Annotated in this window: 21 protein-coding genes; 18 read left to right on the top strand and 3 right to left on the bottom strand. The window is 71.1% G+C overall.

Annotation, left to right across the window (positions count from 1 at the left end; genetic code table 11):
• Nucleotides 1-31: 31 nt before the first annotated feature.
• The 9 genes from FHS29_RS03120 to FHS29_RS38030 all read left to right on the top strand — a co-directional run bounded on the left by FHS29_RS03120 (nt 32) and on the right by FHS29_RS38030 (nt 7,239).
• Nucleotides 32-1,264, top strand: coding sequence for a beta-ketoacyl-[acyl-carrier-protein] synthase family protein (locus FHS29_RS03120; protein ID WP_184687976.1), 1,233 nt, complete (start codon nt 32-34; stop codon nt 1,262-1,264).
• Nucleotides 1,264-1,974 carry an alpha/beta fold hydrolase gene (locus tag FHS29_RS03115; RefSeq protein ID WP_184687974.1) on the top strand — a complete coding sequence of 237 codons (711 nt, stop codon included), beginning with the start codon at nt 1,264-1,266 and terminating at the stop codon, nt 1,972-1,974. Before FHS29_RS03120 ends, FHS29_RS03115 begins: the two co-directional genes overlap by 1 nt.
• Complete coding sequence (locus FHS29_RS03110; protein ID WP_184687972.1) at nt 1,971-2,903, top strand: thioesterase family protein; 933 nt, start codon at nt 1,971-1,973, stop codon at nt 2,901-2,903. Before FHS29_RS03115 ends, FHS29_RS03110 begins: the two co-directional genes overlap by 4 nt.
• Nucleotides 2,900-3,964: a beta-ketoacyl synthase N-terminal-like domain-containing protein gene (locus FHS29_RS03105; protein WP_312864720.1), complete on the top strand. Its 1,065-nt coding sequence runs from the start codon at nt 2,900-2,902 to the stop codon at nt 3,962-3,964. The genes FHS29_RS03110 and FHS29_RS03105 overlap by 4 nt, the downstream gene beginning before the upstream one ends.
• Entirely contained in the window at nt 3,961-4,281 is a 321-nt protein-coding gene (locus FHS29_RS03100) for an ApeI family dehydratase (protein ID WP_184687971.1), read from the top strand. The genes FHS29_RS03105 and FHS29_RS03100 overlap by 4 nt, the downstream gene beginning before the upstream one ends.
• Nucleotides 4,278-4,760, top strand: a complete 483-nt coding sequence (locus FHS29_RS03095; protein ID WP_312864719.1) for a 3-hydroxyacyl-ACP dehydratase FabZ family protein — start codon at nt 4,278-4,280, stop codon at nt 4,758-4,760. Before FHS29_RS03100 ends, FHS29_RS03095 begins: the two co-directional genes overlap by 4 nt.
• Complete coding sequence (fabG, locus tag FHS29_RS03090; protein WP_184687970.1) at nt 4,757-5,491, top strand: 3-oxoacyl-[acyl-carrier-protein] reductase; 735 nt, start codon at nt 4,757-4,759, stop codon at nt 5,489-5,491. Before FHS29_RS03095 ends, fabG begins: the two co-directional genes overlap by 4 nt.
• Nucleotides 5,491-6,180 carry a 2-hydroxychromene-2-carboxylate isomerase gene (locus tag FHS29_RS03085; protein ID WP_184687967.1) on the top strand — a complete coding sequence of 230 codons (690 nt, stop codon included), beginning with the start codon at nt 5,491-5,493 and terminating at the stop codon, nt 6,178-6,180. The genes fabG and FHS29_RS03085 overlap by 1 nt, the downstream gene beginning before the upstream one ends.
• Before the next feature lie 69 nt (nt 6,181-6,249).
• Complete coding sequence (locus tag FHS29_RS38030) at nt 6,250-7,239, top strand: Gfo/Idh/MocA family protein (RefSeq protein WP_221455274.1); 990 nt, start codon at nt 6,250-6,252, stop codon at nt 7,237-7,239.
• 36 nt (nt 7,240-7,275) lie between these two features.
• On the opposite strand, the gene FHS29_RS03075 is transcribed toward FHS29_RS38030, so the two are convergent.
• On the bottom strand, nt 7,276-9,705 hold the full coding sequence (locus FHS29_RS03075) for an FtsX-like permease family protein (RefSeq protein WP_184687965.1): 2,430 nt from the start codon (nt 9,703-9,705) through the stop codon (nt 7,276-7,278).
• On the bottom strand, nt 9,705-10,490 hold the full coding sequence (locus tag FHS29_RS03070; RefSeq protein WP_184687964.1) for an ABC transporter ATP-binding protein: 786 nt from the start codon (nt 10,488-10,490) through the stop codon (nt 9,705-9,707). Before FHS29_RS03070 ends, FHS29_RS03075 begins: the two co-directional genes overlap by 1 nt.
• A gap of 385 nt (nt 10,491-10,875) precedes the next feature.
• On the opposite strand from FHS29_RS03070, the gene FHS29_RS03065 reads away from it, so the two are divergent.
• The 8 genes from FHS29_RS03065 to FHS29_RS03030 all read left to right on the top strand — a co-directional run bounded on the left by FHS29_RS03065 (nt 10,876) and on the right by FHS29_RS03030 (nt 18,618).
• Nucleotides 10,876-11,913, top strand: a complete 1,038-nt coding sequence (locus tag FHS29_RS03065) for a LysR family transcriptional regulator (protein ID WP_184687962.1) — start codon at nt 10,876-10,878, stop codon at nt 11,911-11,913.
• 173 nt (nt 11,914-12,086) lie between these two features.
• Nucleotides 12,087-13,013: a 3-oxoacyl-[acyl-carrier-protein] synthase III C-terminal domain-containing protein gene (locus tag FHS29_RS03060; RefSeq protein ID WP_184687960.1), complete on the top strand. Its 927-nt coding sequence runs from the start codon at nt 12,087-12,089 to the stop codon at nt 13,011-13,013.
• A gap of 1 nt (nt 13,014) precedes the next feature.
• The gene (locus FHS29_RS03055; protein WP_184687958.1) at nt 13,015-14,376 is read left to right on the top strand and encodes a preATP grasp domain-containing protein; all 1,362 of its coding nucleotides are present in this window, start codon (nt 13,015-13,017) and stop codon (nt 14,374-14,376) included.
• The gene (locus FHS29_RS03050; RefSeq protein ID WP_184687956.1) at nt 14,366-15,664 is read left to right on the top strand and encodes a type III PLP-dependent enzyme; all 1,299 of its coding nucleotides are present in this window, start codon (nt 14,366-14,368) and stop codon (nt 15,662-15,664) included. The genes FHS29_RS03055 and FHS29_RS03050 overlap by 11 nt, the downstream gene beginning before the upstream one ends.
• A complete protein-coding gene (locus tag FHS29_RS03045; RefSeq protein WP_184687954.1) occupies nt 15,661-15,933 on the top strand; it encodes an acyl carrier protein in 273 nt (90 codons plus the stop codon). Before FHS29_RS03050 ends, FHS29_RS03045 begins: the two co-directional genes overlap by 4 nt.
• 2 nt (nt 15,934-15,935) lie before the next feature.
• Nucleotides 15,936-16,760 carry a beta-ketoacyl-[acyl-carrier-protein] synthase family protein gene (locus FHS29_RS03040; RefSeq protein ID WP_184687952.1) on the top strand — a complete coding sequence of 275 codons (825 nt, stop codon included), beginning with the start codon at nt 15,936-15,938 and terminating at the stop codon, nt 16,758-16,760.
• Nucleotides 16,757-17,440 carry an acyl-CoA/acyl-ACP dehydrogenase gene (locus tag FHS29_RS03035; RefSeq protein ID WP_184687950.1) on the top strand — a complete coding sequence of 228 codons (684 nt, stop codon included), beginning with the start codon at nt 16,757-16,759 and terminating at the stop codon, nt 17,438-17,440. The genes FHS29_RS03040 and FHS29_RS03035 overlap by 4 nt, the downstream gene beginning before the upstream one ends.
• Complete coding sequence (locus FHS29_RS03030; RefSeq protein ID WP_184687948.1) at nt 17,437-18,618, top strand: acyl-CoA dehydrogenase family protein; 1,182 nt, start codon at nt 17,437-17,439, stop codon at nt 18,616-18,618. The genes FHS29_RS03035 and FHS29_RS03030 overlap by 4 nt, the downstream gene beginning before the upstream one ends.
• Nucleotides 18,619-18,907: 289 nt before the next feature.
• On the opposite strand, the gene FHS29_RS03025 is transcribed toward FHS29_RS03030, so the two are convergent.
• A complete protein-coding gene (locus FHS29_RS03025; protein WP_184687946.1) occupies nt 18,908-20,500 on the bottom strand; it encodes a tryptophan halogenase family protein in 1,593 nt (530 codons plus the stop codon).
• Nucleotides 20,501-20,873: 373 nt separating this feature from the next.
• Here FHS29_RS03025 and sbnB point away from each other — a divergent pair, with 373 nt between their 5' ends.
• The gene (gene sbnB, locus FHS29_RS03020; protein WP_184687944.1) at nt 20,874-21,902 is read left to right on the top strand and encodes a 2,3-diaminopropionate biosynthesis protein SbnB; all 1,029 of its coding nucleotides are present in this window, start codon (nt 20,874-20,876) and stop codon (nt 21,900-21,902) included.
• Nucleotides 21,903-21,907: the final 5 nt, after the last annotated feature.

Raw genomic sequence — 21,907 nt, 5'->3', positions numbered from 1 at the left:
CGGCACCGCACTCGGGCACTGGGAGGACACGATGCGCGACGCAGGGCGGCAGCCGCGCCGGGTGGTGATCACGGGTCTGGGCGTGGTCACCAGCATCGGCATCGGCGTCACCGAGTTCCTGGCGGGCCTGCGCGAGGGCCGCAGCGGGGTCAAGCCGATCACCTCGTTCGACACCACCGGCTTCAGCCACGCCAACGGCTGCGAGGTCACCGACTTCGACCCGGCGGCGTGGCTGGAGCGGGTGGACCCCGGCGAACTCGGCCGGGCCAGCCAGTTCTCCGCCGCGGCGGCCCGGATGGCGGTCGCCGACGCGGCGATGGGCCTGGACGAGCTGCGCGGCAAGCGTTCCCTGGTGTCGGTGGGCACCACCGACGCCGAGTCCCGCGACCTGGACAACCTGGTCGCCGACCAGCTCCGGGACGGACCGGAGGCGCTGGACCCGGTGGTGGCCCGCCGTTCCACGGCAGGCCGGCTGTCGTCCAGCGTGGTGCGCGAGCTGCAACTCACCGACGTGGAGGCGGTCACCATCCCCACCGCGTGCGCGGCGGGCAACTACGCCATCGGCTACGGCTTCGACGCGATCCGCGAGGGCGAGGTCGAGGTCGCGCTGTGCGGCGGCGCGGACGCGGTGTGCCGCAAGACGTTCACCGGCTTCTACCGGCTGGGCACCATCGCGCCGGAGGTGTGCCAGCCGTTCGAGAAGGACCGCAAGGGCATCCTCACCGGCGAGGGCGCGGGCATCCTGGTGATGGAGTCGCTGGAGTCGGCGCTGGCCCGCGGCGCGCGGATCTACGCCGAGGTGCTCGGCTACGGCCTGAACTGCGACGCCAACCACCCGGTGGCCCCGGACCGCGACTCGCTGGCCCGGTGCATCGAACTCGCGCACCGCAACGCGGGCGTGAAGCCGGAGGACATCGACTTCGTCTCCGCGCACGGCACCGGCACGAAGGCCAACGACGTCACCGAGTCCGGCGCGATCCGGCAGGTGTTCGACACCCCGCCGCCGGTCGTGTCGATCAAGTCGATGCTCGGCCACTCGATGGGCGCGGCGAGCGCACTGGCGTCGGCGGCGTGCGCGCTGGCCATCCAGGAGGGGTTCATCCCGCCCACCATCAACCACCACGAGACCGACCCGGAGTGCGGTGTGGACTGCGTGCCGAACGTGGCGCGGCCCGCGCGGCTGGACGTCGTGCAGAACAACGCGCTGGCGTTCGCGGGCAACAACGCCGTGCTGATCCTGGGCCGGTACCGGGACGCGGTCTGATGGCGCACGTCCTGCTGCTGCACGGGTTGGCGGGCAAGGCGGCGGTGTGGGATCCGGTCGCCGCCGCGCTGCCGCCCCGGTTCTCCCGCACCACACCGGAACTGCCGTGGCACGGCATGGCGGACCCGGCGTGGGCGCACCGCCCGGACCCCGCCCGGTACGTCGTGGACAGCGTGTGGTCCGGTCACGACGTGGTCGTGGCGCACTCGATGGCGGCGAACCTGCTGATCGAGTCCTACGCGGACCGCCGGGTGCGGCCACGTCCCACCGTGCTGGTGTGCCCGTTCTACCGGCCGGAACCGGCCGGGTTCGACTGGCCCACCATCTCCTACTACCTCAACGACTTCCACCGCACGTTCAGCGAAGCCCTCCGGGTCGGCGAGACCGCCCGCTTCCCGGAGGCCCGCCGCGAGTGGCTGGCCCGGTCGCTGCGCGACCAGGTCGGCCCCTACGGCTGGACCCGGTGGTTCGAGACCTACCTACGCACCCCGTTCCTCGACCTCGGCGCGGTCGACGCACCGGTGCTCGTGGTGAGCGGCGTGGACGACGTCGCGGCCCGCCCCGACGACGGCCGCGCCCTGGCGAAAGCGCTGCCGCACGGCCGGTTCGAGCTCCTGGACGGCTGCGGCCACTTCCCGATGATCGAACAGCCCGACCGGCTCGCGGCCCTGGTCCGCGACTTCTTCGACGAAAGCCTGGAGTTGACGTGACGACGACGACCGTTTCGCTGCGGCCCCGCTACGAGGGCTCCAACATCTGCACCTGGATCGGCTTCAAGCACGTCAACTACATGGTCGAAGAGGCCGTGCTGGACCACCTGCGGCAGAGCGGCTTCCCGGCCGGGCAGCTCTACGAGCGGTTCGGGCTGTGCACCGACATCACCGACCTGGACACCAAGATCCTCACCGCGTTCCACATCGACGACCTGGCCCTGGCGACCGTCCGGCGGGTCGACGGCGAGGGGCCGTTGAAGCTCGTCGTGGAGCTGACCGTGGAGCGGGACGGCAAGACCGTGAAGGCGGTCAAGTCGAAGGTCTCCGTGTCGTTCCGCCTGGACCCGCACGGGTTCGACGCGGAGCCGGCGCCGGCCGAGCTGGCGCCGCACGTGGTCGGGAGCATCGGTGCCGGCGCGGAGCCGGTCGTGGTCGGCGACGCGGATCCGCTGGACCTGCTCACCGCGGGGCGCAACGCCTTCGCGTGGGCGTGGCGGATGCCGTACTTCTACTGCCACTTCACCGAGCGCGTGCAGATGTCGGGGTACCTGCGCCAGATGGAGGAGATCCTGGACCTCTTCGTGGAGGACCGGGGCGTGTCCATCAAGAAGCTGCTGGACGAGCAGAACTGGATCCCGGTGGTGCCCCACTCGCGGATCACGTTCACCGACGAGGCCAAGATGGAGGAGACGCTCTACACGGTGTTCACCGTGGAGGAGGTCTTCAAGCGGTTCACGTTCACCGCCCGGATGGACTGCTACGTGCTGCGGGACGGCCTTCTCGTGCAGACCGCGACCGGCCGGATCACCCACGGCTGGGCCGTCATCGAGAACCGCAAGGACTGGAGCCTGGTCAACTTCGACGACCGGCTCACCGACGCCATCACCGGCAAGGCGGGGTCGCTGTCCGGCCGTGGTGTGTCGTGACAGCCGCCACCGAGCCCCGTCTGTCCACCTTGGACGCAGCGGACACGCTGGTCTTCTCGGCGTGGTCGGCGATCTCGCCGTTCGGGGTGGGCGCGGCGGCGTTCTCCGACGGCGTGCGGGCGGGTGCTTCGGCGCTCGCCCCGTCCGACGGGCCGTTCCCGAGCGCCGCCCTGGTGCCCGACTTCAGCGCCCGGCAGGCTTTGGGACGCAAGGGAACCCGGAGCATGGACCGGGTCACCGCGCTGGCCGTCGGCACGGTCGGCCAACTCCTGGAGTCCTGCGGGCCCGGACTGCTGGAGCACCCCGAACGGGTCGGCGTCGTGCTCGGCACCGGTTCCGGCAGCGTTCAGTCGATCATGGACTTCACCCGGGACGCGCTGACCGGTGACAAGCCCTACCACGTCGACCCGGCGCTGTTCCCGAACACGGTGATGAACCGCGCCGCCGGGCAGAGCGCGATCTGGCACCGGATCAAGGGCCCCAACACCACCATCGCGGGCGGCGCGCTGACCGGCCTGCTCGCGCTGAGCTACGCCTCCCGGCTGCTGCGCGGCGGGCACTGCGACCGCGTGCTGGTCGGCGCGGCCGAGGAGTACTCGACCCAGCGCGCGTGGCTGGAGTGGCGGGGCAGCGGAGGAACGGCCGCGCCGCTGGGCGAAGGCGGCGCGGTGTTCCTGCTGGAAGCCGAATCCGCCGCCGTCCGAGCGGGCCGACCCGTGCTCGCGCGTCCCGTCGGCACCCGGTTCCGGGGATTCTTCGAAGCCGACGGCGCCCGGCGTGCGCTGACCGACTGCGTCCGTTCCGCGCTGGCGCAGGCCGGGGTCGACCGGGACGAGGTGGTGTTCGTCTCCACCGACGGGGCCGAGGAAGCGGCGGTCGTGGACGCGTTGGGGCGCACGCCCGAGTGGGTGCGGTGCGCGCCGCTGGTCGGCGACACCTCCGCCGCGGCGGCCGGGTTCCAGCTCGCGGCGGCGATCGCGGCCGGCCGGTCCGGCCACGCCCTGGTCACCGGCGTGGAGCGGGACGGCACCGTCGGCTGCACCGTGCTGGAACTGCCGTGACGGCGCCCCTGTTCGCGGTCCACGTGGACCCGGCGGACCCCGTGTTCGCCGGACACTACCCGGGGTTCCCCATCCTGCCGGGGCTCTTCGTGGTCGAGCACGTCCGGGCGGCGCTGCGCGAGCAGCTGCCCGGGCTGCGCGTGACGGCGCTGGACCGGGCGAAGTTCCTGCACCCGGTGTTCCCCGGCGACGACCTCGCCATCGAGACCACGCTGACCCACGAGGAGGACCAAGTGCGCTGCGTCGCCAAGGTGTCCACCGCGGCGGGGCCGGTCGCGGAGTTCAAGCTCCGGCTCGGCGGAGGTGGGCAGCGGTGACCGGCCTGCCCCTGCCCTTGCGCCAGGCCGGGATCCGGGCGGTCATCCCGCACCGGTACCCGGTGTTGCTGGTGGACCAGGTGTCCGAAGTGGAACCCGGCCGGAGCATCGTCACGGTCAAGGCCGTCAGCGGCCGGGAGCCGTGCTACGCCGACAGCGCCGAAGAGGCCTACCCCGTCGGGTTGCTGCTGGAGTCGTGGGCGCAGTCCGCGGTGCTGCTCACGCGCTGGGAGAACCCGAACCCCGATGTGTCGGCGGACAAGGTGGAGCTGATCACCGGGATCCGGGACGTCGTGCTGCACGGCGAGGTGTTCCCCGGCGACGTGGTGGAGCACCACGTGCAGTTGGTGCGCGAGGTGGCGGACGCGGCGATCCTCGCGGGCCACAGCCTGGTCGCGGGCCGCAAGCTGCTGGAGATCGGATCGTTCACGATGGCGCGGCGCGGCGTCGAGGTGCTGCGTCCGGAGGGAGTGGCATGAGGCGCGTCGCATTGGTGTCCGGCGGGTCGCGCGGCATCGGGCACCGGGTGGTGACCCGGCTGGCGCGGGACGGGTACGACGTGGCGTTCTGCTACCAGGCCAACAAGGACGCGGCCGACGTCGTGGCGAAGGAGGCCGCCCAGGCGGGTGCCGCCGTGTTCACCGCGCAGGTGGACGTGGCGGAGAAGCGCTCGGTGGACCGGTTCGTCAAGGACGCGGAAGCCGAACTCGGGCCGTTGCACGCGGTCGTGTCGTGCGCGGGCATCGTCCGGGACAACCCGTTGGTGCTCATGAAGGAGGAGGACTGGCAGCGGGTGCTGCGGGTCAACCTGGACGGCACGTTCCACCTGTGCAAGGCGGCCGTGTTCGCCATGATGAAGCGCAAGGCGGGCACGCTGGTCACCCTGTCGTCGGTCGCCGGCGTGTACGGCAACGCCGCACAGACCAACTACTCCGCGTCCAAGGCCGGGATCATCGGGTTCAGCAAGGCGTTGGCCAAGGAGGTCGGCAAGTACGGCATCCGGGTCAACGCGGTGGCGCCGGGCTTCATCGACACCGACATGGTGGCCGGCCTGGGCGACGACTTCGCCGCGAAGATGACCGCGCAGATCCCGTTGGGGCGCTTCGGGAAGCCCGAGGAGGTCGCCGACCTGGTGTCGTTCCTGGTGTCGGACCACGCCTCGTACGTCACCGGCCAGGTGTTCGGTGTCGACGGCGGCCTGGTGATCTGATGAGCAGGCACCCGAGGTTCTACTTCTCGCTGCGCAGCCCGTATTCCTGGCTGGCGTTCCACGACCTGCTGCGCGACGCGCCCGAGGTCGCCGACGCGATCGAGTGGGCCCCGTTCTGGGAGCCGGACGAACGCAACGACCAGGCGCTGCGGGAACGCGGCGAGCAGTTCCCGTACGTGGCGATGTCCCGTGCCAAGCACCTCTACATCCTCCAGGACGTGGCCCGGCTCGCCGCCGCGCGCGGCTTGTCGGTGAAGTGGCCGGTCGACCGGGAACCGGTGTGGGAGATCCCGCACCTGGGATACCTGGTGGCGCTGCGCGAGGGCCTCGGCCGCGAGTACATCGCCGAGGTGTGCTCGGCGCGCTGGCAACACGGCCGTGACATCTGCGACCGGGCCACCATCGCGGACATCGCCACCCGCCTGGGGCTGGACCCCGACGAGGTGTCCAACGCCTGTGACGACGACGGCTTGCGCGCCCGAGGCGTCGAACTGCTGATGGACGTGTGCCGCGACGGCGTGTTCGGCGTGCCGTTCTTCGTGCACAGGTTCACCCGGTTCTGGGGTGTGGACCGGCTCGCGGACTTCGTCGCGCACGTCCGCTCGAAGCTCGCCCCGGCCGGTGCGCCGCCCGCCGGCGACGCCCCCGGCCCGTCCGCCGATCCCGGTCACGCGGGCGGCTGCGGCTGACCGGCGCCACGCGGTCCCCGACCAGCGGGATCGGTTCCGTACGCTGTCCCCGGCATCGAGGAGGACAGCGTGACCGACCCGGAACTCCGCTGGGGCGTGCTCGGCTCGACCGCGCACATCAGCACCCGCGTGGCGCCCGCGATCCACCGCACGCCCGGCAACACCGTCACGGCGGTCGCCGCCCGTCCGGGTCGGACCGAGGCGTCCGGGCGGTTCGCCGAGCCGTTCGGGGCGAGGGTCCACGACGGCTTCGAGAGCCTGCTGGCCGACGACGAGGTCGACGCCGTCTACATCGCGCTGCCCAACTCGCTGCACGTGCCGTGGACGCTGCGCGCCCTGGCCGCGGGCAAGCACGTGCTGTGCGAGAAGCCGATGGCGTTGTCCGAAGCGGACTGCGTGCGGATCGAACAGGCCTCCGCGGGGCTCACCGTGGCGGAGGCGTACATGTACCGCTTCCACCCGCAGCAGCGGCGCGTGGTCGAGCTGCTCGCGTCCGGCGAGATCGGCGACCTGCGGGTCGTGCGGGCCGCGTTCGCGGGCAGGACGGACTCGGTGGACGACATCCGCTACGACCCGGCCCTGGGCGGCGGAGCCACCTGGGACGTCGGCTGCTACGCGTTCGACACGGCGCTGTGGGCGTTCGGTCGTGCCCCGGAGAAGGTCCGCGCGTGGTTCCACCACGAGAACGGCGCGATGGTCGACACGAGTGCCGTGGCGACCTTGGACTTCGGCGACGGCCGCGCGGCGTTGATCGACTACAGCTTCGACTACGGCCCGCGTTCGCGCTACGAACTCCAGGGCACCCGCGGCTCCATCGAGGTCCGCAACGCGTGGGCGACCGAGAACGACGAGTGCCTGATCACCGTCGTGACCGGGGACGGGTCGAGGGAGGAAGTCCTGCCCGCCGCCGATCCGTACGAACACCAGACCATCGCGTTCCACGAAGCCGTGCGCACCGGGAGCAGCCCGCTGGTGACCCTGGCCGACTCGAAGCGCACCGCCCGCGTGGGCGAGGCGCTGGTCGAGTCGGCCAGGACCGACACCGAGGTCACCCTGTAGAGGTCAGCCCGTAGAGGTCAGCTCAGGGTCTAAAGGTCAGCTCAGGGTCGCCGCCGCTTCCACCGGCGGCGTGCGCAGCACGTGCGCGGTGGACAGCAGGGTGGACAGCAGCGTCAGGCCGGTCGCCGAGGCGACCACCGTCAGGTAGATGCCGATCGGGCCGGACGGCCACAGCGAGCCGTCCATCGCGAAGGCGAACGGGATCAGCGTCACCAGCGACACGATCCCGCCCAGCAGGATGCCGCCGACCGCGATGACCACCGCCTCCACGCCGACCATGCGCAGGATCTGCCCGTGGGTCGCGCCGATCAGCCGTTGCAGCGCGAACTCCCGCCGCCGTTCACCGGTCGCGATGACGAGCGTGTTCACCAGCGCGATGACCGTGTACGCCAGGATCATGCCGACCAGCAGGTAGTTGACCCACGCCCCGGTCTGCTCGCCGCCGCCACCACTGCCCGCCGAGGCCTCAGACGGGTCCATCACCCGGATGTTCGGGTACTTCTCGGTCAACGTGGACAACGCGTCGGTCCCGCCCTTGACCAGGATCCACGACACCTGGCCACCGTTGGCGTGCTGGAGGACCAGATCCGCGGGCATCAGCGCCGACTCGTAGGAGCCGGTGTGGATGGCGACGACCTTCGCCCGCACGGTCTGGCCGTCACCGAGCCGCATCTTCACCGTGTCGCCGACGGTCGTGCCCAGGTTCTCGGCCCACTTCTGCGGCAGCGCCACCGAATCGCCGCGCAGGTCGTCGACCGAACCCCGGGTGATGCTCACGCCGAGCGTCTGCGTGACACCGCCGGGGGTGACGCCCAGCACGGTGACCTCGTCGTCGCCGTCCTCGTGGTCCGGGAAGAACGCCTCGGTGTCCACCAGCGCCGACGCGGCGTCCACCCCGTTCAGCCCGTCCACCTCGGCCACCAGCTCCGCCGGCAGCGAGCCCGACGAACTGGTCAGCACGGCGTCCGCCCGCAGGTTCTCGGCGAACCCGTCCGAACCGCCGGCCTGCGTGGTCTGCAGGTAGATCAACGCGGTCGCCAGCCCGGTCGCCAGCATCACCGGCGTGATCGCACCGGCCACCCGCACCCGACGCGCGCCCGCGTTGAGCACCGCCAGGTACCCGGCGAGCCCGCCCACCGCCCGTACCGGCCACCGCAGCGCCGCGATGATCACCTTGGCGGCGGCGGGGGAGAGCAGCGCGATGCCGGACGCCCACAGCATCGCCGTCGGCCCGGCCGTCGACGCGGCCACCGGGCCGGACATCACCAGCGCGGTGATGATGCTCAGGGCGGTGCCGCCGCCCAGGCACACCAGCGCGAACACCAGTCGCGGCACGGAGAACCACCGGCTCTGCAGGCTCGCCTCCATCAGCGCCTCGGTCGGCTTGGTCACCGCCGCGCCCCGGCCCGCGACGAACGCCGCGACCAGCGCGCTGAGCAACGAGATCCCCACCCCGGCGGCCACCGGGATCCAACCCTGCCGGTACGCGAGCTGGCTCGGCGCGACCCCGGCGCCGGCCAGCTGGTCCATCAGCCACCGCCCGAGGTACCCGCTCAACGGCCACCCGGCCAGCGTCGCGAGCACCGCCACGATCGCCGTCTCGCCCAGCACCAGCCGCCGCAGCTGCCCCGGCGTCGAGCCGATCGCCCGCAGCAGCGCCATCTCCCGGTGCCGCTGCTGCACCGACAGCCCGAGCGTGCCCGCCACCACGAACATCGCGACCATGATCGCCAACCCGCCGAACACCGCGGACAGCGTGATGAGACCTTCGCCGCCGCCCTGGGCGTCGGGGAACTCGGCGAGCCCCCGTTCGTCGCCCGCCAGCACCTTCACGTCCCGGCTGCCGACCGCGCGCTCCAGTTCCCCGCGCACGGCCTCCACCGACGCTCCGGGCTCCAGCAGCACACCGAACAGGTCCACCTTGCCGGGCTTGGCGTACAGGCGGCGCGCCTCGTCGTCGCTGAAGTACACGGTGGACGCGTCCACCGGGCCCGACGCGACGCCGACGACCCGGTAGGTCCGGTTCTTGCTGGCTATCCCGAGGGTGATCTCGCTGTCCACCGACGCGCCGGCCTTGTCGTCCACCACGACCTCACCGGGCCCCTGCGGACCCCGGCCCGCGTTCACCCGGTGCGTGGTGAGCTCCACGGCCGACCACTGGTGCCCGGTCGCGTCACCACCGGGCAGGTTCACCGGGAACGCGACGTCCGGCAGCACCTTCGCGACGCCGGGCACCTTCGCCCGGTCCGCCAGCGACGCCTCGATCGGCGAGCGCTCCAGGTAGGACGGATCACCGGTCACCAGCAGTGGGGCCGCGAGCCGTTGCGGCGGAACGGCGTCGCGGATACCGCTCTCCATCAGGCCGCCGCAGGCCATGACGATCGCGGCCCCGAGGAACAGGGCGATGAAGGACGCGGCGAATCCGCCGACGCGGAAGCGCAGCGTGCGCAGCGCGAGGCCGAGCATCAGCGCAGCCCACCCGTCAGGTCCGCGGCGGGCACGTCGGCCCACGCGCCCAGCTGGGTCATCCGCTCGCTGACCGCGTGCGCGGTGGGGGAGGTGAGCTCGCCCGCGATCCGGCCGTCGGCGAGGAAGACGACCCGGTCCGCGTGCGCGGCGGCCACCGGGTCGTGCGTCACGATCACCACGGACTGGCCGACGTCCCGGACGGCCTGCCGCAGCAGCGCCAGGACTTCCAGCGCGGTGCGGGTGTCCAGCGCGCCGGTCGGCTCGTCACCGAAGATCACCGCGGGCTGGGTGATCAGGGCGCGCGCGATGGCCACCCGCTGCTGCTGGCCGCCGGACAGCTCGCCCGGCCGGTGCCGCTTGCGGTCGGACAGTCCCACCCGGTCGATCACGTCGTCCACCTGGTTGCGCTTGGCGCGCTTGCCCGCCAGCCGCAGCGGCAGCTGGACGTTCTCCACGACGGTGAGCGCGGGCAGCAGGTTGAACGACTGGAAGACGAAGCCGATGCGCTCGCGCCGCAATTCGGTCAGCTGCCGCTCGTTCAGGCCGGTGATCTCCTGCCCGTCCAGCACGACCGATCCGGACGTCGGCCGGTCCAGGCCCGCGGCGCAGTGCAGCGCGGTGCTCTTGCCGGAACCGGACGGGCCCATCACGGCGGTGAACGTGCCGCGCGCGATGCCGAGGGTGACTCCGTCAAGGGCCACGACGCCGTTGCGCTCATTGCCGTAAACCTTGCGGACCGAATGCAACTGCACGACGTCGTCCGAGCCTTGATTCGGAGACATTTTCACGTTCCAGCTCCCCAGGTGACCTATCGGCTATGTGCACGCGCGGCCGACCATACGTACTCCGTCCGGCGGGCGGCACTGGTGCTGTCCCCCCGATCCGCCATCCGGTTGGCCGGTGGAAGTCGCTGTGCCGCAACGGTCCGGCAACTCCCGCGACCGACGATCGGACAGCTGCGCACGGCATCGTAGCCACCGTTTCCATAATTTCCGTCGGAACTCCGACGGAAAGCGGCAACCTCGGGAAACACCGCGCGTGCCGTTCCCTTGGGGTAGGTTGGAACGGCCGCCCGGCACCGCCGAAGGGTTTGGTGAATCCCGACCCGACGGTTGTACGACGCTTCACGGGTGGACCCCGGGTAACGACCGAAGGGGTTGGGCAGACATGCACCTGGAGATCCGGCACGCGCGGGTGGTCATGACGCTCGCCGAGGCCGGCAGCATCTCGAAGGCGGCGGCCAGGCTGTCGTTGCCGCAGCCGAGCCTCACCGCCCAGTTGAGGCGGATCGAGAAGGCGGTCGGCGGCGACCTGTTCGTGCGCTCGGCCTTCGGCATCACCCCCACGCCGCTCGGCGAACGACTGATCCCGATGCTCGCCGACCTCGCGACCCGGGCCGACGCGGTGGTCGCGGAGGCTTCCTCGCTGTCGTCGGGGATCCTGCGGATCGGCAACGCCGAGTGGACGCCGGTCACGCTGCGCCGCGCGTTGCAGTCGTCGCTGCCCTCGGTGGAGGTGCAGACCGTGACGCTGGACCCGGCGCTGGCGGTGGACGCGGTGAGCCGGGGCGAGCTGACCGCCGCGCTGATCCCGAGCCCGGAGGCGGTGGACGGCGTGCGCGACCTCGACCCCACGCTGGCCAAGGAGATCATCGTCCGGGAGCCCATCTGGCTGGCGCTGCCGCGCGACCACGCGCTGGCCCGCCGCACTACGGTGAGCCGAAGGCACATGGTCTCGCTGAGCTGGGTGCACCACGTGCCGGGCCACTGGTTCCACCCGGTGGAGGAGCACCTGTTCCGCAAGCTCGACCACCCCACCCCCGAGGTGCTGCACTACGCGGGCGGGCACGCCGAGGCGATGAGCTGGGTCCGCGACGCGGGCGCGGCGGCGCTGGCGACCCCCACCGGGTCCACCTCGGACGTGAGCCTGGTCGCCGTGACCGAACCGCTGCGCAGCAGGCTGCTCCTGGTGTGGCGGCCCGGCTCCATCCACCCGAACACCCTGCGCCAGCTGATCGACGCGCTGCGGCGCTACTACTGCGAGTACGCCCGCACCATCCCGCGCTACTGGAACTGGATGACCGAGCGCCCCACGGACTTCCCGGAGCTGGCCAACTTCCTGCCGCGCCCGAGCCGCTGGTGGCCCCGTGACTCCGGCGCCGAACAACCGGGCGGCGGCCCCGCACCCCGCACCGCCGGCACCTGACCGGCCCGCACGGCCGCCCGCCGCGGCGGCCTGCCCCGGCCACGCCGGGCGGCCGGGTCGCCTCTATCTTCTTTCTATAGCGAAACCACCGGTCAGCGCCTTGTCAGCCCCGTGTCAGCGATCCTCGCGAACCTTGTCCCGCAAGCAGACGAGGCCGACCGAGGAGGACGCACATGACGGCGTTGGTGGCGGTGTCGAGTCACCTGCCGGAGACGGTGGCCGTCGCGGACCTGCAGGAGCCGCTGGGGCTGGACGACCAGCAGGTGCGCCGCTTCACCCGGCTCTACGGCCTGGACCGGATCTGCAAGTCGCCGTTGTCGGAGGCCGAGCTGCTGATCGCGGCGGCGGAGAAGCTCGACGCGCTGCGCGGCCGGGAGGACCGGGTCCGGTACGTGATCCGCGCCAAGGGGATGCGCACCACCGCGCCCTACCCGGTCAGCCCGGTGCACGAGGTCCGCGAGGCGCTGGGGCTGCGGCACGCCACGACGCTGGCGGTGGCCGACCACGGCTGCGCCACCGGGCTGCTCGCGGTGGACGTCGCGGGCACGCTGCTCGCCGCCGACGGCGACCCGGACGCGCTGGCCCTGATCCTGGCCGGGGACAAGACGTTCACCCCGTTCACGCAGTGGGTGCGGGACACCTCGATCATGGGCGAGGGGATGGCCGCGATCCTGGTCGCGGCGGACGGCGACCGGGACACCGTGCGCGGCTACGCCAGCCGCATCCACGGCCGCACCGACGGCGTCATCGACCTGACCCCGGAGATCGCCAAGCACGCCCGCCGGATCTACCAGGACGCGCTGGCCGAGGTCGTCGGCGCGGCGACGGAGGAGGCGGGCATCGGGATCACCGACGTGGACCTCGTCCTGCCGCACAACGTCAACCGGGTGTCGTGGACGGTCGCGGCGAAGAACCTGGGGCTGCCAAACGACAAGTTCTTCCTGGACAACCTGTCCGCCACCGGCCACTGCTTCTGCGCCGACCCGTTCATCAACTACCAGACGGTGAGCGAACTGGGTCTGCTCAAGCCGGGCGACAAGTACCTGATGACGGCCGCCGGCCTCGGTCAGACGTTCGCCGCGATGGTCCTGGAGCACTGACATGGACGACTTCACCCGCAGGCTGAAGACCGCACTGCTCGGCCACCCCGAAGGCTCCCTGGCGTTCCTGGGCAACTTCGAGGTGGAGGAGCGCTGGGCGCGCGGCGAGCACACCCTGCCGCGGCTGTCCGCCGACGGCGGCGCGGCCGTCGTGAACCACATGGACGAGTTCGCCCTGCTGCTGGCCTCCGGCGACGACCACGTGGTGCTCAAGGCCGCGCCGGACGGGGACTACCTGGCGTACCTGGACGGCCTGGGCATCGACCTGCCGACCGTGCACGTGGTCGCCGACTCGGACCCGCGCCGCACCGTCACCGCCGACGCCCTCGAAGACCCGGCGCTGATCGCACGCCTGCGCGACCTCGCGGCGGACGGCGTGCGGCTGACCGCGCACGGTGTGTCCGACGTCGAGGAGTCCCTTTCGCAGCGGACCGGGATGCCGCTCGCCGCACCGGACGCCGTGACGTGCAAAGCGGTCAACAGCAAGGTCTACAGCCGTCGTGCCGCCGACGAACTGGGCCTGCGCCAACCCGCCGGCTGGACCTGCGAGACCGTGGACGAACTGCGCCGGGCGTTCGCCGAAGCCCGTCCACTCGTCGCGGCCGGGCACAAAGTCGTGGTGAAGGAGGCCTTCGGCGTCTCCGGCAAGGGCATCGCGGTGCTGGAGAGCGACCGCCGGATGGACCGCCTGGCCGGCATGGTCGCCAAGGCGGTCGACAGGTCCGGGCAGCCGCGCGTGGCGTTCGTCGTCGAAGAGTGGGTCGCCAAGCGTTCCGACCTGAACTACCAGTTCACGGTGGGGCGCGACGGTGACGTGCGGTTCGACTTCGTCAAGGAGCTGCACACCGAGGGCGGCGTCCACAAGGGACACCGGATGCCGGCGCGCCTGTCCGCGGCACAGGTCGCCGAACTGACCGACACCGCGCACCGGCTGGGCAGGAAACTCGCCGCGGACGGCTACTTCGGCGTGGTGGGCGTGGACGCGATGGTCGACCCCGACGACGGGCTCTACCCGGTCGTCGAGATCAACGCGCGGAACAACATGTCCACCTACCAGGCGCGCGTGCAGGACCGGTTCGTCGGTGCCGGGCGGATCGCGCTCGCCCGCCACTACCCGGTGCGGCTCACCCGCGCGCTGCCGTTCGCCGAGGTCCGCGGACTCCTGGACGGTCTGCTGCTCGACCGCGCCGGCGGCACCGGCCTGCTGGTCAACAACTTCGCCACGGTCAACGCCGGGCACCGCGCGGGCACCGCGTTCGACGGCCGCCTCTACGGCCTGCTCGTCGCGTCGTCCGACGACGAGATCGCCGCCGTGGACAACGAGATCACCGCCCGATTGGAGGCAACCGGCCATGAGCGCTGAGTTCGAGGTCCAGGGGATCGGGATCACCGAGATCGCCGAGCGGCACGGCACCCCGCTCTACCTGTACGACGGTGAGGAGCTGGCGTCCCGCGTGGACGACCTGAAAGCCCTGCTGCACCCGAGGCTGGAGTTCTTCTTCTCGATGAAGTCGAACCCGAACATCGGTGTGCTGTCCGTGCTGCACTCGCGCGGCGCACGCGCCGAGGTGTCCTCGATGGTGGAACTGGTCACCGCGCTGCGCGCCGGCGTCGACCCGGCAGACATCATCTTCCTCGGACCGGGCAAGAGCGAAGAGGAACTCCGCGCCTGCCTGGACCACGGGGTCTACGCGATCGTCTGCGAGTCGTTCGGCGAACTCACCCTCATCGACGACCTCGCCCGCCGACGCGGTGTCCGCGCCCCGGTGGCGCTGCGCGTGAACCCGAGCTTCTCGGTCAAGGGCTCCGGCCTCACCATGGGCGGCAAGCCGCGCCAGTTCGGCATCGACGAATCGCAGCTGTTCGAAACCACCGACCTGGTCGCCCGCCACCCGAACGTCCGCTTCCTCGGCGTTCAGGTGTACATGGGTACCCGCATCCTGTCCGAGGAGGCGGTCGCGGAGAACACCGAACGCATCTTCGAGCTCGCCGACCGGCTGTCCGCGCACCTCGGCACCCCGCTGGAGCTGGTGGACATCGGCGGCGGCCTGGGCGTGGCCTACTTCGACGGCGAACGCGACCTCGACCTGGAACTGCTGGCCGCACGGGTGAACCCGGTGCTGGCCGACTTCGCCGACCGGCACCCCGGTACCCGGCTGGTGATGGAGCTGGGCCGCTACCTCACCGCGACCTGCGGCACGTACGTCGTGCGCGTCCGGTACGTCAAGGAGTCGATGGGGGAGCGGTTCGCGGTCGCCGACGGCGGCACCAACCACCACATGGCGGCGGTCGGCATCGGGTCGTTCGTGAAGCGGAACTTCCCCATGCGGGTGCTCAACCGGGTGGCCGAGCCCGCGTCGGAGACCTGGAACGTCACCGGCCCGCTGTGCACGCCCAACGACACGCTCGGCAAGAAGGTCGAGCTGCCGCCCGTCCGGCCCGGTGACCTGATCGGCGTCGGGCGTTCCGGCGCGTACGGCCCGACCGCGTCCCCGGTGCTGTTCCTCAGCCACGGCTACCCGGCGGAAGTGCTGGTCCACGGCGGTCGCGCGCACCTGGTGCGCTCCCGCGACGACACCGAGGACCTGCTGCGCCGGCAACACCTCCCCGAACTCGCCGCCACCGCCATCACCGAAGGAAGCGCATCATGAGCGAATCCACTGCCGTCGCCCCCCGCGAGCGGATCGTCGACGCCATCACCTCCGTCCTGGCCCAGGTGCTGGACTACGAGCTGCCGGCGCTGACCGAGCAGTCGCGGCTGTTCGACGAGCTGGGGTTGGACTCGACCGGTGTCTTCGAGCTGCTGATGCAGCTGGAGGAGGCGCTGGAGGTCGAGTTCGACACCGACAACCTGGAGATGGCGCACTTCGAGACGGTCCGCTCGCTGGCCGACTTCGTCGCCGCGGAGATGGACCGCTGACCATGTACCGGACCACCGCACCGGCCGTCCGGTCCGGCGCGCCCGCGTCCACCCTCGGCCTGGCCAGGGTGGTGCGCACCACGGGCGTCCCGGACCGGCGGCTGGACGACGAGTTCTCCCTGCGCCACTTCACCGACCTCACCTCCGGCCACGACGTGGCGCTGCGCCCCGACCTGCTGACCGGCGGCACCACGTTCACCGCGCTGGCACAGGCCCTGCACGCGCGACTGGGACCCCTGGACGCCCCGGTGCCGCTGGCGATCATCGCGCACGCCACACCGGACCTGGACTGCCGGCTGGCGGCGTCGACCTACCTGTCCGAGGCGCTGCCGGACAGCCCCCTGTCCTTCTCGGTGTCCGACGTGGGCACGTGCGCGCCGTTCACCGCGATCCGCCTCGCCCGCGACTACGCCGCCCGCCACGGCTACCCCAGGGCGCTGGTCGTGATCGCCGACCAGTCCACCCTGCCGTACGACGTGGCATCGCGCCCCGCCGGCGATGCCGGGGTGGCGCTGCTCCTGGAAGCCGGCGCGACACCGCTTTCACTGGTGCACAAGGCGGGCGTGTCCGACCGCGACCTGCCCGCGGTGCTCTCGTCGGCGCTGGCGGAGCTGGTCCCGGACGACTCGCCGGTCGCGGTCGTGGCCGGGGCCGGCATCGACCCGGACCTGGTCCGCCACGGCGGGACCGTACGGTCCGCGCGCGCCGGCTACCCGTGCACGGCGCTGTGGGAAGGCCTGGCGGACTCGCTCGGCCGGGTGGTGCTGGTCGACTACGACCCGGCCACCGGCGACCTGGGGCTGGCCTCGGTGGGTGAGCCGTCGTGACCACCTCCGTGCGGCTGGGCGCCGACGAACTGTCCCGGTGCCACCGCGCCGCCCGTGACGAAGGGCTGGCCCCGGCGCTGACCGTGCTGCGGTCCCTGGTGCTGCCCGGCCTGCTCCCGTGCGGTCCCGGCGGGCACGCCGTGGTGCCGCAGGAGGTGGCCGCCGGCGCGCACCAGGTGTGGCTGGACGGCGTGACCGTGGACCGTTCCGCGACCGACGAGTCCACTCTGGACTCGATCGACCTGCCCGGTGGCACGGTGGTGCTGCTGCGGCACGGCATCGGCGAACGCGGCACCGACGTGCACGCGGAGCAGCGGGCGTCCTGGGCACTGGGCCTGGTGTGGTTGCGCCTCGGCCTCTCGGAGGCCCTCCGGGAGACCTGCATGCGCTACCTGAACGGCCGCCGCACCGGCTCGACGACGCTGTTGCAGCAGCAGATGGTCAAGTCGACGGTGGCCGACGGCCTGATCGAACACCTGGAAGTGCGCGCCGTGCTGACCGGTGCGGACGCGGGCGGCCTGCCCGAGGTCATCCTGTCCCACCTGCACGCCCGCATCACCGCCGCCGACCGCTGGCTGGTGAACCTGCTGGGCGCGAGCGGCTACCTGACCGGCGGCCCCGGCCAGGTGGCGCACCTGTCGGAGTTGCTCGCCGAGGCGTACGTGCGAGCGGACTCGTGACCGCGCTGGAAGGCCGCCTGGTCTCCCTGCGCGACCAGATGCGGGAGTGGGGCGCGGACTTCCGCCGGCTGGGCCTGGCCCTGGACCGCGACCCGGAACTCGTCCGCGAGCACTTCGACCTCCCGGCCGTGCGCTACCTGTCCACCATGGGGATCCCGCCCGAGTACGGCAACGTGCCGATCCCCATCGCCGGCAACCGCTTCTACGGCACGCTGGCGCTGGAACGGGCCATCATCATGGAGGAGCTGGCCTGCGCCGACGTCGGGATGCTGGTCGCCTCGCCCGGTCCGCTGCTGGCCGGGGTGCTGGTCGACCTGCTGGCCGACGAGGCGCAGAAGGAGTGGTTCTACGGCCGGATGCTGGACGCTCCACTGTGGACGTTCTTCGCGTTGACCGAGCCCGACCGGGGTTCGGACGCCGGCGCGCTGACGACCACGCTGACCCCGGTCCCCGGCGGCGCGGTGCTGTCGGGGGAGAAGCGCTACGTGGGCAACGCCTGCCGGGCGCAGCTGGGCGTGGTGTTCGCCCGAGTCGGCTCGGGGCCGTTGGGCATCAACGCGGTACTGGTGGAGACCCCGGCCGAGGGCTTCAAGGCGGAGGCGTTGGAGACCATCGGTCTGAAGGGCGCGCGGATCAGCGCGATCACCCTCGACGGCGTGCACGTGCCCGCCGAACGCTTCGTCGGCCGCCACCTGTCGCCGTCACGGCGGGGCATGTGGGCGTTCGTGCAGACGTTCAACCTGCTGCGGCCGGGCGTGGCGGCCATCGCGCTCGGTATCGCACGTGCCGCCTACGAGTACGTCACCGAGAACCGCACTTCCCTCCGACGCGACGAACAGGACCGGCTGGACCTGCTCGGGCGTCGCATCGAGGGCGCGCGTTCGCTGGTGCACCTGGCCGCGCGGGCGGTCGACGCGCGGACCAGCGACGGCTACCTCGCTTCGGCGGCGAAGACCAGGGCGTCCCAGCTGGCGATGGACGCGGCGCGCGAGGCGTGCGGGTTCTTCGGCGTCGGCGCCCGGTTCGACCACCCGATGCTGGACAAGCTGGTCCGCGACGCCCGCGGCCTGGAGTTCATCGAGGGCACGTCGAACATGCAGAAGCTGAACCTGTTCCAGGGCCTGTTCACCGGCAAGCTGGACCGCGACGACCCGTTCCGGGTGGGCGTACCCGGCTAGTCCTCCGCCATCGCCGGTCGGTGTGGTCTCCGTGCACACCGACCGGCGATTCCTCGTTCCCGGAACCCGTGCCGCGGAGCCGTGTCCGTTCATGAAGATCCGGCAGATCCGTCGATCGCGAAGCCATCGTCGACGACCGTGCCGCAAGAGGCCATCGGCGATGACCGTGCCGCAAGCGGCGATCCCCGCGAGCACGGTCCGCCGTCACGGTCGCCGGGACGTTCGGCCCGCGACACGCGGAAGGCCCGCCGGGCGAGGGGTTCCCGGCGGGCCTTGCACGTGCCGACGGCTACTTCCCGTGCAGCTGCTTCAGGTAGTCGTAGGTCGACGGCAGCGACGCCATGAGCTCCTTCTGCTTCCGCTTGATCTCCGCGAACACCACCTCCGCCGAGTCCAGCACCTCGGGCCGCGCGGCCAGCGACGGCAGGGCGTGGTCGGGCAGGTAGTCCAGGCCGGCGAAGATGCAGTAGTAGTTCGAGTTGTTCCAGAAGTTGCGGAACTCCGCGTCGAAGTTCGCGTAGTACGTCGACTCGTCGGTGATCGGCATGTTCACCGCGAGCCCGGCCTTGTACATCCGGACCTTCTCCTGGAAGTCGTCCGCCAGCTTCAGCTCCTTGCACGCCTGCCAGAACGCCGTGTCGTTGCGCGGGGCGAAGCTGAAGTGGCCCTGCACGAAGTCCCGCGAGTCGTCGAACATCGTCTCGATCTCCGCGTTGAAGCGCTCCTGGAGGATCGAGTCGAAGTTCTTGTCCGGGAAGTGCTTCGCCAGCTGGTACAGCGCCGCGTAGACGAAGTAGATGCCGGTCGACTCCAGCGGCTCCAGGAAGCAGGACGCCAGGCCGATCGACACGACGTTCTTCACCCACGCCCGCCGGTTGCGGCCGACCCGGAACTTGATCTGGTTCAGCGGCTGGGTCTCCGGGTCCACGCCCCACATGTTGCAGAACTCCAGCGTCGCCTCGTCCCGCGACTGGAACCGGGAGGAGAACACGTAGCCGGTGCCGAAGCGCCCCAGCATGGGGATCTTCCACGCCCACCCGGAGGACATGGCGATCGAACCGGTGTACGGCTCGACGCCCTCGGCCTCGTCGTCGTGCGGGATCTGGGTGGCGACCGCGCTGTCGTTGAGCAGGTGGTCGCTCATGTCCAGGAACGGCTCCTTCATGGCCTGGTTGATGAGCAGGCCGCGGAAGCCGGAGCAGTCGATGAACAGGTCACCCTCGATGGTGCGGCCGTTCTCGGTCTTCAGCGCCGAGACGTGGCCCCGCTGGTCGATGACCGCCTCGGTCATCTTGTCCTCGACGTGCACCGCGCCCTGCTTGGTGGTCGCGAAGCGCCGGAGGAAGTCGGCGACCAGGTTCGCGTCGAAGTGCCACGCGTAGTTGGTCCACTTCGTCCCGTCCATGAACCTGGGGGAGAGCTTCTGGTCCATGATCGGGGGCTCGCGGTAGCACGCGTAGTCGAACGGCTCGTCGGTCTGCCCGCTCAGCTTCTTGTGCGTCCAGTAGTGCGACAGCGGCTGGTTCTCGTGGTTGGGCAGCAGGCCGAACAGGTGGTAGTAGTGGTCCACCGAGTCGCCGTACGGGCGCGCGGTGGCCTCACCCCGGCCGGGGGTGCGCCAGTTGGTGAACTTGATGCCCATCTTGAAGCTGGCGTTGCACTCCCGCATCCACTCCTCCTCGGCGATGCCGAGGAAGTCGAAGAACGTCTTGTGCAGGTTGGGCACGGTCGCCTCGCCCACGCCGATCTTGGGGATCGCGGGCGCCTCCAGCACGGTGATGGTCACGGCCGGGCCCAGGGCCTTGCCGAGGTACGACGCGGCCATCCAGCCGGCGGTGCCGCCACCGAGCACGACGACTTTCCTGATCCTACGATCTTCCATCGAGAAATGTCCTCCCGTCATGATCACGACAAAGGCCGCGGAACGACGTTCGCCGGTGTCGCCTGTGTTCGAAAGCGGTAGGTCGGGGGCGGGCGCCCGGATAAATTCGCTCGAATCGGCTGGAACGGAACCCTAGACACGCTTTGTCCGGACTGTCAATGTTCCGCCGAAGCCGCCGGCGGGAGTTTCTATATATTTTCTCTACCGCCTCCCCGGCTGTCCGCCGGGAGCGGTATAACCGCAGCTCAGAATCGCTGTGGAAAGTCTCCGCGCAACTCGTCAGCCCGGTGTCAGCGGCTTGTCAGCCGAGTTCGCCAGCATCTTCTCCGGAGACCGCGGTCGATCCGGGACGGCGGCTGTCGAGTGAAGGGACATGGCGGTGACTCCTGCCTTCGCAGTGATTTCCGGCGCCCAGGTGGACCAGGTTCTGCAGGGGCGGGAGAAGCATGTCCTCGAACTGATCGAGGCGGCCTACCGGGTGCACGGGGAAGGCGACACGGTCAATCCTCCGTCCTATTTCCTGCGCTTCCCGGAGGACCCGGCGTCGCGGATCATCGCGCTGCCCGCGTCGGTCGGCGGCGACATCGGCGTGCACGGCGTGAAGTGGATCTCCAGCTTCCCGGCCAACGTCGCGGAGGGCCTGCCCCGCGCCTCGGCCGTGCTGATCCTCAACGACCGGCGCACCGGCTACCCGATCGCCTGCCTGGAGAGCTCCATCGTCAGCGCCGTGCGCACCGCCGCCTCCGCCGCCCTGGCCGCCGACTGGCTCTCCCGCGACCGCGGTCGCCCGACCAGGGTCGGCTTCGTCGGCACCGGGCTGATCGCCCGCTACATCCACACCTACCTGCACGCCACCGGCTGGACGTTCGACGAGGTGGGCATCCACGACCTCAGCACCGCGTCGGCAGAGGGCTTCAAGTCCTACGTGGACGGGACCGCCGGTGGCGCGGCCAAAATCCACGGTGACGCGGACAGCCTGATCCGGGAGAGCGACCTGGTGGTCTTCGCGACCATCGCGGGCACGCCCCACGTGACGGACCCGGCTTTGTTCGACCACAACCCGCTGGTGCTGCACGTGTCCCTGCGGGACCTGTCGCCCGAGGTGATCCTGAGCGCCACCAACGTGGTGGACGACGTGGAGCACTGCCTCAAGGCGAACACCTCGCCGCACCTGGCCGAGCAGCTCACCGGCAACCGCGACTTCCTGTCCGGCACCTTGTACGACGTGATGACCGGCGCCGTGCGGCCCAGTGCCGACAAGCCGCTGGTGTTCTCGCCGTTCGGGCTGGGCGTCCTCGACCTGGCGGTCGGCAAGCACGTCTACGACGAGGTGTCGCGGGCGGGCGACCTCGCCGTCGTGGAGGACTTCTTCTACGACCTTCACCGCTACGGCAAGCGATGAGCCGC

Origin of the sequence: Saccharothrix tamanrassetensis, from assembly GCF_014203665.1 — a bacterium.
GTDB classification, from domain to species: Bacteria; Actinomycetota; Actinomycetes; order Mycobacteriales; family Pseudonocardiaceae; genus Actinosynnema; species Actinosynnema tamanrassetense.
This window is presented reverse-complemented; position numbering and strand designations above follow the sequence as displayed.